This window comes from Cyclobacterium xiamenense (assembly GCF_042140265.1).
Classification (GTDB): domain Bacteria; phylum Bacteroidota; class Bacteroidia; order Cytophagales; family Cyclobacteriaceae; genus Cyclobacterium; species Cyclobacterium xiamenense_A.
Map to the genome: position 1 here is coordinate 5,104,854 of NZ_CP159481.1, position 16,839 is coordinate 5,121,692.

Consider the following 16,839-nt stretch of genomic DNA (forward strand, 5'->3'; position numbering starts at 1 on the left):
ATTACCGTATGCCTCATGTAAACATTGCCGGTGCCACCCTGAATCAAACCCCATTGGATTGGGAGGGAAACTTCGATACCATCGCACAGGCCATCCAAAAAGCAAAAGAAGTACAAGTCGATGTACTGTGTTTTCCTGAGCTGAGCATCACGGGCTATGGGAGTGAGGATCTTTTTTTGAGCTATTGGTATCCAAAGAAAGCCCTTGCCTACCTTCGGAAAATCCTGCACCTGACAAAAGACATCACCGTATGCCTGGGATTGCCATGTCGCATAAAGGAAACGCTTTACAACTGTATGGCAATACTGGAGGACGAGAAAATCCTGGGATTTGTTCCCAAGCAATTTCTTGCCATAGACGGGGTTCATTACGAATGTCGCTGGTTTACGCCCTGGAAGGCGGGTGAACTCACCCATTTCGATGTTGACGGCAGCTCTGTTCCGTTTGGCGATCAGGTGTTCGAAAAAAAGGGCATTCGCTATGGTTTCGAGATATGCGAAGATGCCTGGAGAGGATCCCAACGACCGGGATACCGCCTCAGGGACCGGAAGGTTGACCTGATATTCAACCCCAGTGCCAGTCATTTTGCCATGGGTAAAAGCGAGCAGCGCGAAATACTGGTTAGGGAGAGCTCCAAATCCCTGGACGCCGCTTATTTTTACGTCAACCTGCTCGGCAACGAGAGCGGTAGAATGATTTTTGACGGAGAAATCCTTTTTGCATCCGAAGGCAAGATAGTTATCAAGAACCCTTTATTGTCTTTTCAGGATTTTCAATTGCTACGGATTCCATTCTCCCCGGAAAAAACCCCGGACCTGCCCGTGTACGAGAGCAGGCATGACAAAAACGAGGAGTTTACGGCAGCAGTCTCCCTGGCATTGTTTGATTACCTGAGAAAAAGCCGAAGCAAGGGTTTTGTTCTTTCGCTGAGCGGCGGGGCAGATTCCTCCACCATTGCTGTTTTGGTGGCTGAAATGGTAAAACGGGGCATCAATTGTCTGGGTACAGCGCTGTTTCTGAGAAAAATCCATCGAAGCGAAGACATCGATCCAAAAAGTAGCCTTCCGGATATCGTCAACAAACTGTTGACCACTGCTTACCAAAGTACCCGCAATTCCTCGCCAGAAACACTGAATAGTGCAAAAAATCTGGCAGAAAGCATCGGTGCAAACTTTTATCATTGGTCCATCGACGAAGAGGTTGCGGGATATACGGCAAAAATTGAAACGGCACTGGGAAGGTCCCTGGAATGGGAGCAAGACGACATCGCCTTGCAAAACATTCAAGCCCGGGCGCGCTCCCCGATTATTTGGATGTTGGCAAATATCAACCAAGCCCTGCTGCTGAGCACCTCCAATCGTAGCGAAGGCGATGTGGGCTACGCGACGATGGATGGGGACACGAGTGGAAGCATTTCTCCGATCGCCGCGGTGCCGAAGGACTTTATTTTACAGTGGCTGCGATGGGCCGAAAACAAACTGGGGTATTCGGGATTACAGGCAGTGAATGCCCTGCAGCCCACGGCCGAACTACGTCCGTTGGAATCCCGGCAGACGGATGAAGACGACCTGATGCCTTACCCGATCCTTACTGCGATCGAACGGCAGGCCATCCGGGACCGGCGTTCTCCGGTAGATACTTACCTAATTCTGAAAGAAGAACTTTCTCTTGAATCGTCTGTATTAAAAAGGTACATTGCCAAATTCTTCAGCTTATGGTCCAGAAACCAATGGAAAAGAGAGCGGTTGGCCCCCTCCTTTCACCTGGATGAATTCAACGTTGATCCCAAAACCTGGTACCGTTTCCCGATTCTATCGGGAGGCTACCGAAAAGAGCTTGAAGAAATGGAAAACTTGTTGGATTAATTCTTGGCGATAGCAAAAAAACAAAAACAATGATCAATAGCATTTTGTATTACGTGGTTTGGAGCCCAAACCCCGCCGTTTTTTCGGGATTTGACCGACTGAGGTGGTATAGTCTGCTTTTTGCGTTGGGATTTATTATTTCCCAGCAAATCATGATACACTTTTTCAGGGAAGAAGGCCAGGACGAGCAACTCGTGGATCGGCTGACCATATACATGGTGATAGCGACTATTTTGGGGGCCCGACTGGGTCACGTATTGTTTTACGAGCCTGCACGCTACCTGAGTAATCCCATAGACATCCTAAAAGTTTGGGAAGGTGGACTCGCCAGCCACGGTGCCGCCATCGGAATTCTATTTGCCCTCTGGCTCTATGCAAAAAAAACACCGGGACAGTCGTATTTATGGGTAGTGGATCGGATCGTGATCGTCGTTGCACTTACGGGAGCGCTGATTCGGATCGGTAACCTGATGAACTCTGAAATTGGTGGAAAGGCCACTGGAAATGATAGTGGTTTCGTATTCGCCCGGGATACGGAAGAAATATTGAGCACGATGAACCTACCCATCGAATCCATTTCGGCCTACAAACCGGAAAATCGTCAGGGAGAGCTGCAAGGGAATGGAAAAGTACCGGTAAACATCGACATCCGGATCAGTAAGGGCGGCTTCGACGAAAGCAACCTTGTGTCCGTTTTGGAAAGAGATGTGAAATATGCCCTCACCCGCTTTAGTAGTTCAAAAAAATACATGGCAGAGGACCCCGAAACCCCTTTAAACATGGAGGTTACCGAACAGGGGGACCATTACCTCGCCGTGGTAAAAACCTTCGGCATTGCGAAGCACCCGACCCAAATCTACGAAGCCCTTACCTATTTCCTGATTTTCGTATTCCTCTACTTGGGGTGGAAACGTTACAAATCCGGGATCCCGGAAGGGCTGCTGCTCGGACTATTTCTTGTGTCCGTATTTGGAATGCGCTTTGTATGGGAATTTTTCAAGGAAAACCAAGTAGATTTCGAGGACAACCTGGCTTTTAATATGGGGCAAGCCCTAAGCGTTCCCCTGGTACTGGCCGGTATCGGGCTGATCCTCTTTTCTCTAAAATCGAAAAAATCGACTGCTCAATAGGAAAGCAGTCAGGGTACCGGATCGTGGCCCTGGCCTCCCCAGGGGTGACAACGACCAATCCTCTTGATCCCAAGCCAGGCTCCTTTGAAAATACCGTGTTTCAAAATCGCCTCTTTGGCATACTGGCTGCAGGTAGGATAATACCGACAAGATCTTGGGAACAGCGGAGATAGGGCGTATTGGTAGATCAAAATAGGAAAAATGGCGATTTTCTTAGCTATTTTATTCACAAGTATCGTATTTACTTCTAACAAGTTAAAATTAGTAATTTAAGTTCTGAAAAGCTTTACAAAAACCCCGGTTGTTTTGTCCTACCGTTTTTCATTTTTCTTCCATTTTCTGTGTTGCTGCACTGCCTGCTGCCTGTTGCATCAACCCCTGACGGCACAACAGGTCCCGGAAGACGATCCTTCCGGAAAAATCAACCCACCCAAAAGGGTAACGGTCAATAATATCTTTGTGGTTGGAAACGAGAAAACCCGACGAAATATCATTTTAAGGGAAATGGACATCGAAACGGGTGTTACCTACGAGTGGGAGGAATTCGTGGAATTGCTGCTGGCAGACGAAAAAAAGATCTATAACCTACAATTATTTACCACCGCCACGTTGACTCCCTTGTTTGTTGCAGAGGAACAGGTAGAATTACTCGTCTCATTGAAAGAAAGGTGGTACATTTTACCAAGCCTGATTTTTAACCTGGCCGACCGAAATTTTTCCGAATGGTGGATCAACCAGGGCAGGGATTTTTCCCGCGTCAACTACGGCGTCAAGCTGGACCACAACAACGTGGGCGGAAGGAACGAAAAGTTACGCGTCATCGGGCAATTGGGATTCACCCAAGCCATTGACCTAAACTACAGCATTCCATACTTTGACAAAAACCAACTCCATGGTTTGGCTGCCAAATTCAACTATTTTACCAACAAAAACATCCCCATCCGATCCGTCGAAAACAAGCAGTTGTTTTACAGAAATGAGGCGGAAGATGTGCTGCGGAAAACGCTCAACGCCTTCCTTACCTACAGTTTTCGGGGTAGCTTCTACAACATCCACTACCTGACGGCAGGCTTCCACAACACGCGGATTCATGAGGACGTGCTCGAGCAAAATCCAAACTATTTTCCCCACGGCAGTCAGCGGCTGAAGTATTTTATGGCTACCTACCGGTACCGCCACGACAATCGCGACAACGTAGCCTACGCGACGGAAGGCACCCTGCTGGACCTCAGCCTGACACAATATGGTCTTTTTTCGGGAGACGATATTGGAGAAACCGAGTTTTCCCTGCTAGCCAGCACCTATACCCGGTTGGGGAGGAAATTTCATTTCGCTACCGGAATTTCCGGCTCCGCCTTTTTTAGCCGGCAGCAACCCTATACCCTGGTGAGAGGAATCGGATACCGACCGGATTTTATTCGCGGCTATGAGGTGAATGTGATCGAAGGGCAGCAGACCATCGTCCATAAAAACAGCCTTCGGTACGAATTGCTGAATATCGCCTTCGATATCTCGGATTTTATGCCCATTGAAGAATTTTCGGTGATCCCTTTCCAGCTATACCTGAGTGCAAATTTTGACCAGGGTTTCGTCAGGGATGCCAACCGAATTCCTGAAAACGCCCGATTGACCAATCGGTACCTTTCCGGATACGGCTTGGGCCTGGACCTTATCGGTATTTATGATACGGTCTTTCGTTTCGAATATTCCTTCAACAACGCCGGAACCAGCAACTTTTTCATCAACGTTCGCGCTCCCTTATAAAATTGATTTTTTTGTTTTTAAATTACATTTTTTTGCATTATATTCCTTTGTCAATTGGTGTTTCTCCCAACTTTTATCCACATGGTGAAATGGATTTTGATAGCATTCCTTTTTTCTTTCCTGATCACCTGGAAAGCCCTTTCGCAAAACAGCATGGATCATTTTCCAAAGGGGGCCCTCAGCATGGGCTTGGGAAATGCCAGCGTGACGATGAGCGATCCCTGGGCGGTTTTTAACAATATCGGCGCGCTTGGCAAGGCCGGGGAAGCCATACAGGCCATCGCTGGCTACGATCATCGGTTGGGATTAAACGAGCTGACCACGGTCTCCGCCGGTCTGGTAATCCCCACCCCTGCGATCGGAACCTTGGGTATTGGGGTGTCTAATTTTGGAGGAAAACTGTTTAACCAGCAGCAAATCGGCCTGGGTATTGCCAACCAGTTGGGATTAGCAAGTTTGGGCATGAAAATCAGCTATTTTCAGACCAATATTGAGGGTTTTGGAAGAAGTGCCCGTCCAGTCGTAGAACTGGGAGGTGTAGCTGAGTTGATTCCGGGACTGTTTTTCGGTGCCCATGTGTACAACCTTAACCGGGCTGCGATCAGCAAGACGAGTGGCGACTACCTTCCCACTACCGTGAAAGCCGGTATCTCCTACCGGCCTTCCGAAAACCTACTGGTCAATTTCGAATCCGAAAAGGAACTACTCAGTCCCGCGCAATTCAAGGCAGGAGTTGCCTACAGTTTTCAGCAAAAGCTATGGGTACGAACCGGTATCAATGCCCGGCCCAATAATTTGTTTTTTGGTATCGGTTTCAAACCCCGCAGGTATCAGATCGACTACGCCATGAGTCGCAACTTCCTTCTGGGATTCACGCACCACTTCTCGTTTAACTACAACCTGTCCGCCCCGTGAAGCCCCTTGCCTTTATCCAGGCAATCTATCTGCTCTGGGGAGTGTCGTCGCTCAGCGCCCAAACACCCGGTAAGGGAGAACTGGATATCGAAGCCTTTATGGAAGAGCGCTTTGCCTTTCAGGAGGAAGACATAGACTACGAAGACCTGTACGAAACCCTGCTACAAGTACACCTCCAGCCATTGAATCTGCATCATGCCACTGCCGAACAGCTTCGGTCCCTTTTGATCCTAACGCCTTTACAAGTCGAATCATTTATCCGCTACCGGGACCAATTTGGTCCGCTGCTGTCAATCTACGAATTACAAGCCATACCGGAATGGGATTTGCCAACCATTGAAAAGATACTGCCTTTTGTTCTTTTGGAACCCGATCCGGTCCCGGTAAGACCACCGGGGTTAAAGCGACTTTCACACGCAGAAAATGCCTACATCATTCTACGGCACCGCAGAATCTGGCAGACCCGAAAAGGGTTTAGCCCTCCGGATACGCTCTCCGATGGCAGGCTGAGCAGCCGCTACCTGGGCGATCCAAACGATGCCTATGTCCGGCTACGGCTGCAGCAACCGGGTGACTTTAGCGTAGGTCTGACCGCCGAGAAGGACGCCGGCGAACCCTTTAGCTGGGATCCGGGAAGCAGACGGTATGGAATGGATTTCTTGTCGCTTCATTACACCCTGTACAACAAAGGGGCGCTCAAGACCCTCACCCTGGGGGATTATCAGCTGCAATTTGGACAAGGGCTTGTATTTGGGGCCGGATTTTCCGTGGGCAAAGGGGCAGAAACCATCGCCACCGTGAGAAGAAGCTCACTAGGGCTTCGCCCGTATACCTCGGTTTTGGAAACCGGCTTTTTCAGAGGAGCTGCTGCTACGGTTACAAGCGGCAACCTTGCCTGGACCGCCATGTATTCGTATACACCAAGAAATGCAACGGTACAACTGTCGCAAGACAGCCTCGAGGTATCGGATAGTTACTTGTCTTCCCTGGTGCTTTCGGGATACCACCGTACGGAAAGCGAAATTCAAAAAAAAGCCCGGGCAAGGGAGAAAAATATTGGCGGCAACATTCATTACAAAAACCCAAAAAACGGCCTGCAGGCAGGAGCCAATTTTTTGTATACCCGGTACAGCCGACCCCTGCTGCCACGGTTCCGAATCTACAATCAATTTGAATTCAGGGGCGACCAAAATGCAATCGGCAGCCTGTATTTTTCGTACAATTTCGCCAACCACTACCTATTTGGCGAAACCGCACTCTCCAGAAGTGGCGGCACCGGGTCGGTATTGGGGATCATGAGCAGCTTGAGCCGAAAGGTTGATTTTTCCCTGGCATGGCGAAATTTCGAACGAAACTTTCATTCTTTTTATGGTAATGCTTTCTCCGAAGGCTCGCGACCAATTAATGAAGCGGGGGTTTACATGGGAATAAACTATAAACCCTCCAGAAAAATAAACTGGTCTGCCTATTACGACCATTTCTCCTTTCCCTGGCTGCGGTTTCGGGCCTATGCACCTTCCGCTGGCAGCGAGTGGCTGAGTCGTTTTACCTATACCCCCAATAAATCGCTGATTGTCTTCCTTCAATACAGGGAAGAGCGGAAAAGCAGAAACCTGTTATCCGAGGAACAATCAGCCAATCACTATCTTCTGATGGAGGGAACACGCCGTAATTTCGCCTGGAACCTTGCGTACCAACCAACTTCGGGCTGGCAAGCCAAGACCCGAATCCAGCAGAGCTCTTTTTCAATTAACGGTCGTACCACCAGGGGATACGCGATTTCTCAGGACCTGTCCGGAGAAATAAACCGGTTTACCTTTAGTGGACGGATTTCTCTCTTTGATACCGACGATTTTGAAAACCGGCAGTTTCTCTTTGAGAAAAACGTGCTTTGGGCATTCTCTGTGCCCAGTTTCTACGGACAAGGCATGCGGTATTATTTGCTGGCATCGTACGAGATCAGCCGGCATTTGACCGGTTGGATACGCTGGGCAAAAACCAGCTACTCCAATCGGGAGGGAATCGGATCCGGCCTTCAGGAAATCCCGGGCAGCGAAGTCACCGAAACCACCATTCAACTGAGGTATCGGCTTCATCGATGAGCCAGGGAAAAGCAAAGCCGCCCAAATGACTCGAACGGCCGCTCCGCTATTTTTTCAAGAGATCTCGAATTTCCTCCAAAAGAACTTCGGTTTTGTTAACCGTAGGTGGTGGTGGTGTAGGTGCAGCCGCTTCTTTTTTCTTCAAATTATTGATCAGCTTAACGATCATAAAAACCGCCAGCGCTACTAGCGTAAAATCAACAACAAATTGGATAAAGTTTCCATAATTGATCGCTACCGGGGCTATTTCTGTACCTGCCGGATCAACATAGCCCTCTTTGAGCACTACCCTGAAATCCTTAAAGTCTACCCCCCCAAGTAGCAATCCAAGCGGAGGCATTAAAATATCGTTTACAAACGACGACACCACCTTGCCAAAGGCGCCACCCAGGATAACCGCCACTGCCAGGTCGACCACATTGCCCCTTACAGCAAAATCCTTGAATTCTTTAATCAATCCCATACTTTTGTCAGTTAAATGTGTTACATAGAGAAGGAAACGAAAGCAACAAAGCCTGGCAATATATGTATTTATCCGGATAGTTTATTAGCCGGAAGCAAACAAAATAAGAAAACAAAATTCCAGAAAATGAAAACACCTTCTTCCATGGAAGCCCCTGTAGCTGCGATTGTACCGAAAAGCATCGAATTTCATTCGGATTCCCGCATCGACAATTATTATTGGATGAACGAGCGGGAAAATCCGGAAGTACAGGCCTACCTGAAAGCGGAAAATGCCTTCAAAACTCACTGCCTGGCACCTACGCAACCGTTACAGGAATCCCTGTTTCAGGAGATGAAAAACCGGATAAAGGACGATGATACCAGCGTCCCTTATTTTAAGAACGGGTACTACTATTACCGGCGTTTTGAAGCGGGAAAGGAATATCCGATCTACTGCCGAAAAAAAGGGACCTTAACGGCAAAAGAGCAGGTGATTTTAAATGTCAACGCGTTAGCAGAGGGAAAAGAATACCTGCAGGTAAATGCGATGGCGGTTTCTGAAAATGCTCAGCTGCTGGCCTACGCTGCTGATGCCGTCGGACGAAGAATCTACACCATTTTTTTTAAAGACTTGAGTTCCGGAACGGATCTGGATGAGAAGATCAGCCTGGTGACCGGCAATATGGTATGGGCAAATGACAATAAAACCCTCTTTTACGCCCAGCAGGACCCACAGACCTTGCGGTCAAACAAGGTATACAAGCATGTTTTGGGCCAAAGCCAAACCGAAGACACACTGATCTTCGAGGAAAAAGACGAGAAATTTACCGTTCGTGTCCAAAAGTCCAAATCAGGGAAATTCCTCTTCCTTGCTTGTCAGAGCACCATCTCTTCGGAATTCAGGTACCTGGCTGCCGATCAGCCAGACGGAGCCTGGACAGTCATTCAGTCGAGGGAAAAAGATCTCGAATACGAAGTGGAGCACCACGAGGATCGGTTCGTTATTCTGACAAATGCAGACGGGGCTACCAACTTCAAATTGGTCACGGCGCCGGTCTCCAATCCGGAAAAGACACATTGGAAGGAACTGGTTCCAACACGTGAAAACGTCTTGTTGGAAGAATTTGATGTTTTTAAACACCACCTGGTCATTGCTAATCGATTCAATGGACTGACCCGACTCGAGATCCGTACCTGGGATGGAGGGGGGAAACACAACATCCGCATGCAGGACCCTGCCTACTCGGTATGGCTTGGAACCAATCCCGAGTACTACACGGAAATTCTCCGCTTTGGGTATAACTCCCTGACCACGCCCTCTTCTATCTATGACTACCACATGGATAGTCGGGAAAAAACACTCATGAAACAACAAGAGGTGGTGGGAGGACACGATCCCGAGGCGTATCAATCCGAGCGTATTTGGGCCCCTGCCAACGATGGACAGGAAATCCCCATTTCACTGGTGTATAAAAAAGAATTGTTTACCCAAACAGGAAAAAATCCCTTGCTATTGTACGGATACGGAGCCTATGGATTGAGTACGGACCCCTACTTTAGTTCGAGTAGGCTGAGCCTTTTAGACAGGGGATTTGTGTTTGCCATTGCCCATGTGCGTGGCGGGCAGGAAATGGGCAGGTATTGGTACGAGGACGGGAAAATGTTGAAGAAGAAAAACACCTTTACCGACTTTATCGCCTGCGGGGAGCTACTGATTCGGGAAAAATACGCTCACCCCAAAAAGCTGTTTGCCATGGGTGGAAGTGCCGGAGGATTGCTTATCGGTGCCGTAATCAACCAGCGACCCGACCTATTCTTTGGTGCCGTAGCTGCAGTCCCGTTTGTGGACGTGCTTACCACCATGTTGGATGAAAGCATCCCCTTGACTACCGGGGAGTTTGACGAATGGGGAAACCCGAAGGACAAGATCTATTACGATTACATCCGATCGTATTCTCCCTATGACAACGTGAAAGAACAAGACTATCCCCACCTATTGGTGACATCGGGTCTCCACGACAGCCAGGTGCAGTACTGGGAACCTACCAAGTGGGTTGCAAAACTTCGGGCCCTACGCAGCAACGATTCGCTCTTGTTGCTCCACACCAATATGGAAGCAGGCCATGGGGGAGCAAGTGGCCGCTTCAATGCATTGAAGGAACTGGCCATGGAATATGCCTTCTTGCTATGGTTGGCTGAAAAAAACCAGTAAGAATGCGAAAGGAGCATTATTTGCTGTTTTGATCAAAAAAAGGAGGGAATTCGTAATAATTTTAACCGAATAGGGAGAAGTAATTGCAATTATGCTAATCATTGAGTACATTATTAATCAATTTATCTCCAAAACCGAAAAAATTACCGCACCATCAATCCATAAAAATGAAGGTAATCCACAACAACCCCCAAGGCTTTTACGATGAAATGTACCAGAGTGAACAGGAACTCCGACCCCATTACAGTCGGTTTGGCGATTACATTCAAAGCATTTCGGCAAAAAAATTGAGCCACCTTCAGTATTCGGCTGACAAAGCACAAATGGCCATGGGCATGACATTCAATGTATACCACGATAAAGAAGGCCAGGAAAAAATCTTACACCTCGATATCATCCCCCGGATCATTCCAGGAAACGAATGGAAGGTACTAGAAGAGGGACTCAAACAACGGATCGATGCTTTGAATCTATTCCTTCAGGATATTTACAACGAACAAAAAATTTTTGCAGACGAGGTGATCCCCAAAGAACTCATTTTGGGGAGTAAAGATTATTTAAAACCCTGCGAGGGCCTCACGCCTCCTAAAGGCATTTGGTGCCACATTACCGGTACCGATCTGGTCCGGGATAAAGATGGACATTTTTACGTTTTGGAAGATAACCTGCGCTGTCCTTCGGGCGTGTCCTACATGCTGGAAAGCAGGGAAATCATTAAACGTGCATTCCCGGAGCTTTTCAACAGCCTTGGAGTACGCCCGGTGTCGGACTACAGCACCAAACTATTGGACATGCTGCAGTTTTTATCCGAAAAACCAAAACCTGTAATTGGCGTGCTGACACCCGGAGTGTACAACTCTGCCTACTTTGAGCATTCCTACCTGGCCCAACAGATGGGGGTAGAATTGGTATCGGGAATGGATCTACTGGTGGAAAACAAAAAAGTGTACATGCAGACCACCAAAGGCCTCGAGCAAATTGACGTACTTTACCGGCGAATCGATGACACATTTCTCGACCCATTGGCTTTCAATCCGGAATCCATGCTGGGCATCCCTGGACTGTTTGAAGCCTATAAAGCAGGCAATATAGCGTTGGCCAATGCGCCCGGAACCGGCGTCGCCGATGACAAAGCCGTCTATGCGTATGTACCCAGGATCATTCGGTACTACCTAAACGAGGAACCAATTTTAAAAAACGTTCCTACTTACCTCTGCCGGGAGGAGGAAGACAGGCAATTTGTACTGGAAAATATTGCGGATCTGGTCGTCAAGGAAACCAATGCTGCCGGAGGATATGGCATGCTGATTGGGCCCAAAAGCGATTCCAACGAACACGAACGTTTCCGAAAACTAATTCAGGACAACCCTACCAACTACATCGCTCAACCTACGCTATCGCTTTCGACGGTTCCCTCAATCATTGACAATAAGTCCATTGAAGGAAGGCATGTAGATTTAAGACCTTACGTTTTGTACGGCAAAGAGATCGAAGTGATTCCTGGTGCCCTTACCCGGGTGGCACTAAAAAAAGGATCGCTGGTCGTCAATAGCTCGCAAGGCGGGGGTAGCAAAGACACCTGGGTATTGTATTAACCAAGAACAACGACTATGTTAAGTAGAGTAGCGAATTCCATTTACTGGCTGGGCCGGTACCTCGAAAGGGCAGAGAACTACGCCCGTTTTATTGACGTAAACTTCAATCTCATGCTGGATCTTCCCGGGGATTTAAAAGAACAGTGGGAACCCTTGATTGTAGCTACAGGAGATAAGGATCTTTACCAGGAAAAAAATAAAAACTACGACATGCAGGAAGTAATTTTTTTCCTGGCTTTCGATGCAGACAATCCCAACTCCCTGATATCATCCGTAAGCAAAGCCCGTGAAAATGCCCGCATGATCCGGGAAAACCTGACCAAGGAAACCTGGGAAAAACTGAACGAAACCTATCACTTCGTAAAACGCGGTTCCGAAAGTAAACTTTGGAAAAAGGAGGACCCAAGGGATTTTTTTGAATCAGTCAAATCCCAAATATTATTGCTTTATGGGATTGCCGATAGTACCGTCGCACGCACCGAGGGCTGGTATTTTCGCCAACTCGGACAATACCTGGAGCGAGCAGACAAGACCTCACGCATTTTGGATGTTAAATACCACATCCTCCTCCCTTCCCCCAAAGAGGTGGGTTCTCCATTAGACTTTCTTCATTGGATGGCCCTGTTGAAATCGGTCACTGCCTTTAACACCTATCGCAGGCTCTATGGCACCATTGACCCCTCCGGAGTCGTGGAGTTTTTGGTGCTAAACCAGTACTTCCCTCGTTCCGTATTTTTCTGCCTTCGTGAAGCCGAACAGAGCCTATTCAAAATCTCCGGAACCAACGGCTCCGGATTCTCCAATCGGGCCGAAAAATCCATGGGGGAACTTCGGTCCAAATTGGAATTTGACGATGTCAACGATATCATTGCCACCGGACTCCACGAATACCTGGAACACCTTCAGGTAAAAATCAATCATATATCCAATCAGATAAACGATAATTATTTCCAAATAAAAGATAACTTTGTAAGCCAAACCATGGAGCAAGGATGACATTTTGTATTGGAATTAAGACGAAGCACGGAATCGTTGGTTTATCAGACACCAGAATCACTTCGGGCAACGAAACCACCACCTCGAAGAAATTATATACGGTCAACAAAAAAAGACACTCCTTCTTTATAATGACTTCCGGCCTTCGTTCGGTCCGGGACAAGGCCATTACCTACTTTGGAGAACTCATCGAGAAGGAAGACGATTCTTTCGACAAATTGTACAAGGCGGTGAATGGTTTTGCCGATCAAGTCAAGCGGGTTGCCGAGGAAGACATGGACTCTCTGGAAAAATCTGGCTTTTCATTCAACCTCTATTCGATCATCGGCGGACAGCTGGAAGAAGACAAAGAACCCAAGTTGTACCTGCTCTATCCCCAGGGAAACTGGATTGAAATCCGGCAGGGAACACCCTTCGTCATCATTGGCAATACGGGGTTTGGAAATCCCGTGCTGCGTAGGTCGCTAAAATACGAGGAGCCACTTTATTTTGCCCTAAAGAGTGCCTTTCTGGCTTTTGACGCTACCCGAATCAGCGCTAACGATGTTGACTACCCCATTGATACAGTCATTCTTGAAAACGACAGTTTCCACGTTATCGAAAATCGCTTTGAACAGCACGAATTAAACCATCTCTCCGAATTCTGGAACAATTCGCTAAAGAAGGCTATCCATAAACTACCGGCAGATGTGTTGAAAAAAGCCTTTTTTCACGAAGAAATGGAAGAAAGCGAGTAGATTCCATCCGATTTGAATTCCTGAGATGCCCGGGTTTTCCTCACCAATTTACGAATACACCATGCGTCTAAAAATTCAACACGATACTCATTACCATTACCATCAGCTCGTCGGTTTAAACCCGCACCGAATTTTTCTGCGGCCCCTGCAACGCAACTACCTCGAAATTTACGATTTCAGGCTGCATATCCAACCGGAACCTGCCGGAATAAACGAAAGGTACAGCCTGGAGGGGAACCCCTTTTTTCAGGTATGGTTTTCAAAAGAAACCGAATCACTACACATTCGCACCTCCTTCGAATCCGTTCATACACCGTTTAACCCTTTTTTATTTTTGGTGGACCAATGGTTTATTGATCGGCTGGATCCGGAATCCGAAACGCCCTTTTCCTATCAGGAAGCGGAGGCTCCTGTACTTCAGGCCTATTTGGGGCACAGTGGAAGTTCCTTGTTGAAAAAATACGGCTTGTCAAAATTGACCTCCCGGGATCCCATTGGTTTCCTGACCGGACTCAATGCCTCCATCCATGCCGATTGGCAACACATCCTACGCGAGGAAGAAAATCTATGGGAAGCGGATTATACCTTCGCTGCCGGCAAGGGATCTTGCAGGGATCTGTCCTGGATGCTGATCGAAATGCTCCGTCATCTGGGGTTGGCGGCACGATTCGTCAGCGGGTATGCCTTTAACCCGGAATTGGAAGAAGGACACGAACTACATGCCTGGGTGGAAACCTATTTGCCGGGAGCCGGCTGGGTTGGACTGGATCCCAGTCTGGGATTGATGACCGACGAGCACTACATTCCCCTGGCTTGTAGCTTTCTACCGCAAAACACCCTACCGGTCCACGGGAGTTTTGGAGGAGATCAGCTTCAGGAACCTTCCCTACAGGCAACCGTTCATATCGAGGCCTTGGGAGGAAACTGATCGCCTTATTTCTGCTTTTTTGCCCGAATAACAAACCTTTTTATTCTGTTTGCGATTAATTAGGGTAACATTACTAAAAACCATGACAAAAGTGGGTGGCATCGTAATCATTTTCATCGTACTGGCCTTTCTGTTTTTTTTGAACTGGTACGTCTACCAGGGAGTAAAAACCTTGCTACCGGTATCCTGGCTCACCAAAGGAAAAATCGTTTATTGGCTGATATCCGGGGGAATCAGTCTGTGGATTGGACTGGCATTTTTTCGTATCATGCAAGAGGGACGAATATCTACCACCTCTCAGCAAACACTTAATCTATTTATTATCGTCACGGTAACCCAGCTTACAATCATTGTGTTTTTGTTTGGGGAGGATATTTTCCGGGGATTAAGTGCCACCTGGTCCTACTTTTCTGCAGGTCTTTCTTCGGATACTGCGGGAGTTTACCCCGGGCGGAGAAAGTTTATTAGCCAACTTGCATTTGCCGCTGCAGTGATCCCATTCACAGGTTTTGTTTACGGGGTATTCAAGGGCAAATACGATTTTAGAACCATTCGTAAAACCATCTATTTTTCCGATTTGCCGGAGGCTTTTGATGGTTTTACCATTACTCAGCTATCGGACATACACGCCGGGAGTTTTACCGACATGGAAGCCGTAAAAAAGGGAGCCGAGCTTGCTGCCTCGCACAACTCGGATCTGTTCGTATTTACCGGGGACCTCGTCAACCACAAGGCGGATGAGATCGAACCCATGATGGAAGCCTTTTCGAAGATCCGGGCGCCTTTCGGGCAATATTCCATACTTGGAAACCACGATTACGGGGACTATTCCTCCTGGCCCAGCCCGGAAGCAAAGCGGGCAAATTTCGAACGACTAAAACAGCAGCACAAAATACTGGGCTACGATTTATTGCTGGACGAAAATCGCGTCTTGGAAAAAGACGGGCAGCAGATTAGGCTTTTGGGAGTGGAAAATTGGGGAGTGGGATTTCAATCCAGAGGGGATCTGGAAAAATCACTGGCAGGAGTGGCCGACGGAGAATTTAAAATATTGCTTTCACACGACCCATCCCATTGGGACGAGCAGGTGAAAAAGCATCCAAAAAACATTCACCTGACCTTGAGTGGTCATACGCATGGCATGCAGTTTGGGATAGAGACCCCCCTGTTTCGCTGGAGTCCCGCCCAATACCGGTACCCCAATTGGGCAGGATTGGCAGAAGAAGCGGGCAAATACCTCTATGTCAACCGAGGCTTTGGCTTTCATGCCTTTTCGGGACGGGTAGGCATCTGGCCGGAAATAACGGTAATCGAGCTACGAAGGGGAAAGAGAGGAGCGGTCTAACATACAGACATCAAAAAAGTGTGGGTCATTTTATCTCCAGGCAAGATGTGTCAAAGCCACGCAACAAGTTACACGCAGCTAGTTAAAACGAGATATAGGGCTGATTTTCTCCTTAACAATATCAAATAAAAACTCAGGGGTCGAGTGGAAGTTTCTTTTCCACAAGCGCTTAGGTTCTCTAAAAAGTCTCGGCAACCACTCCAACCCCATTCTTATCCAAAACTGAGATGGTCTTTTTACAGTGCCGGCATAGAAATCGAATACCGCCCCTATTCCTGAAGCAAAGACCACGTGGAGGTCCTGAATGTTTTCATAAATCCACTTTTCCTGTTTCGGCGCTGTCATTCCAACAAATAGTACATCCGCATTAAAATCGTTTATTTTTTCGCGCATCAAACGATTGTCATCGGGATCAAACTCATTTTTGTAGGGTGGGCTAAACCATCCTACCTTTATGTTTGGATGGGATAGATTTACCTTCTCCTTAATTTTTAATAAGGTGTTTTCCGAAGCGCCCAGATAAAAGACTCTCAGGGAATAGCGGTTGGCCACATCCAAAATATGTGCGTGAAGATCAGAACCGGATACCTTTCTGATTTTCTTTCCAAATAGTATTTTTACTGCCAAAACTATTCCCACCCCATCTGGTATTAAATAATCAGCGCTTACAAGTGATTTCTTAAACAGTGGATCCTTCTTGGCAATGCAAAAAGAATGAGGGTTGAGCGTATTGATGATCGTTTTTCCCCCGTTTAAACGCGAAGGAAGTTCTTCTTTAATCGTATAGTCAAAAAATTCCATTATAA

The 16,839-nt window shown here is 47.5% G+C and carries 14 protein-coding genes; 11 read left to right on the forward strand and 3 right to left on the reverse strand.

Features of this window, described 5'->3' with window-relative positions; all coding sequences use genetic code 11:
• Positions 1–8: 8 nt before the first annotated feature.
• Together nadE and ABWH99_RS20795 are read left to right on the forward strand one after the other, a co-directional pair.
• A complete protein-coding gene (gene nadE / locus ABWH99_RS20790) occupies positions 9–1,865 on the forward strand; it encodes an NAD(+) synthase (protein ID WP_375583704.1) in 1,857 nt (618 codons plus the stop codon).
• A gap of 29 nt (positions 1,866–1,894) precedes the next feature.
• Positions 1,895–2,995, forward strand: coding sequence for a prolipoprotein diacylglyceryl transferase (locus ABWH99_RS20795; RefSeq protein WP_375583705.1), 1,101 nt, complete (start codon positions 1,895–1,897; stop codon positions 2,993–2,995).
• An 8-nt stretch (positions 2,996–3,003) separates the two neighbouring features.
• Here ABWH99_RS20795 and yidD read toward each other — a convergent pair whose 3' ends face one another.
• Positions 3,004–3,225: a membrane protein insertion efficiency factor YidD gene (yidD, locus tag ABWH99_RS20800; protein ID WP_375583706.1), complete on the reverse strand. Its 222-nt coding sequence runs from the start codon at positions 3,223–3,225 to the stop codon at positions 3,004–3,006.
• A gap of 76 nt (positions 3,226–3,301) precedes the next feature.
• Here yidD and ABWH99_RS20805 point away from each other — a divergent pair, with 76 nt between their 5' ends.
• The 3 genes from ABWH99_RS20805 (at position 3,302) to ABWH99_RS20815 (ending at position 7,776) form a co-directional block, all read left to right on the forward strand.
• A complete protein-coding gene (locus ABWH99_RS20805; RefSeq protein WP_375583707.1) occupies positions 3,302–4,759 on the forward strand; it encodes a BamA/TamA family outer membrane protein in 1,458 nt (485 codons plus the stop codon).
• An 81-nt stretch (positions 4,760–4,840) separates the two neighbouring features.
• Positions 4,841–5,674 carry a hypothetical protein gene (locus ABWH99_RS20810; RefSeq protein ID WP_375583708.1) on the forward strand — a complete coding sequence of 278 codons (834 nt, stop codon included), beginning with the start codon at positions 4,841–4,843 and terminating at the stop codon, positions 5,672–5,674.
• Positions 5,671–7,776 (forward strand): ComEA family DNA-binding protein, encoded by a 2,106-nt coding sequence (locus tag ABWH99_RS20815; protein WP_375583709.1) that lies wholly within the window; start codon positions 5,671–5,673, stop codon positions 7,774–7,776. The genes ABWH99_RS20810 and ABWH99_RS20815 overlap by 4 nt, the downstream gene beginning before the upstream one ends.
• Before the next feature lie 46 nt (positions 7,777–7,822).
• Here the strand turns inward: ABWH99_RS20815 and mscL are convergent, their stop codons facing one another.
• The gene (mscL, locus tag ABWH99_RS20820) at positions 7,823–8,239 is read right to left on the reverse strand and encodes a large-conductance mechanosensitive channel protein MscL (RefSeq protein ID WP_375583710.1); all 417 of its coding nucleotides are present in this window, start codon (positions 8,237–8,239) and stop codon (positions 7,823–7,825) included.
• Positions 8,240–8,365: 126 nt separating this feature from the next.
• Between mscL and ABWH99_RS20825 the strand changes: the two genes are divergently transcribed.
• The 6 genes from ABWH99_RS20825 (at position 8,366) to ABWH99_RS20850 (ending at position 16,033) form a co-directional block, all read left to right on the forward strand.
• Positions 8,366–10,432, forward strand: a complete 2,067-nt coding sequence (locus ABWH99_RS20825; RefSeq protein WP_375583711.1) for a S9 family peptidase — start codon at positions 8,366–8,368, stop codon at positions 10,430–10,432.
• 167 nt (positions 10,433–10,599) lie between these two features.
• Positions 10,600–12,027, forward strand: coding sequence for a circularly permuted type 2 ATP-grasp protein (locus ABWH99_RS20830; protein ID WP_375583712.1), 1,428 nt, complete (start codon positions 10,600–10,602; stop codon positions 12,025–12,027).
• Between the two features lie 15 nt (positions 12,028–12,042).
• Positions 12,043–13,023: an alpha-E domain-containing protein gene (locus ABWH99_RS20835; protein WP_375583713.1), complete on the forward strand. Its 981-nt coding sequence runs from the start codon at positions 12,043–12,045 to the stop codon at positions 13,021–13,023.
• Positions 13,020–13,760 carry a peptidase gene (locus tag ABWH99_RS20840; RefSeq protein ID WP_375583714.1) on the forward strand — a complete coding sequence of 247 codons (741 nt, stop codon included), beginning with the start codon at positions 13,020–13,022 and terminating at the stop codon, positions 13,758–13,760. Before ABWH99_RS20835 ends, ABWH99_RS20840 begins: the two co-directional genes overlap by 4 nt.
• 61 nt (positions 13,761–13,821) lie before the next feature.
• Positions 13,822–14,688 carry a transglutaminase N-terminal domain-containing protein gene (locus ABWH99_RS20845; RefSeq protein ID WP_375583715.1) on the forward strand — a complete coding sequence of 289 codons (867 nt, stop codon included), beginning with the start codon at positions 13,822–13,824 and terminating at the stop codon, positions 14,686–14,688.
• Between the two features lie 82 nt (positions 14,689–14,770).
• Positions 14,771–16,033, forward strand: a complete 1,263-nt coding sequence (locus ABWH99_RS20850; RefSeq protein ID WP_375583716.1) for a metallophosphoesterase — start codon at positions 14,771–14,773, stop codon at positions 16,031–16,033.
• A 78-nt stretch (positions 16,034–16,111) separates the two neighbouring features.
• Here ABWH99_RS20850 and ABWH99_RS20855 read toward each other — a convergent pair whose 3' ends face one another.
• Positions 16,112–16,834, reverse strand: a complete 723-nt coding sequence (locus tag ABWH99_RS20855) for a WecB/TagA/CpsF family glycosyltransferase (RefSeq protein WP_375583717.1) — start codon at positions 16,832–16,834, stop codon at positions 16,112–16,114.
• Between the last annotated feature and the right edge of the window lie 5 nt (positions 16,835–16,839).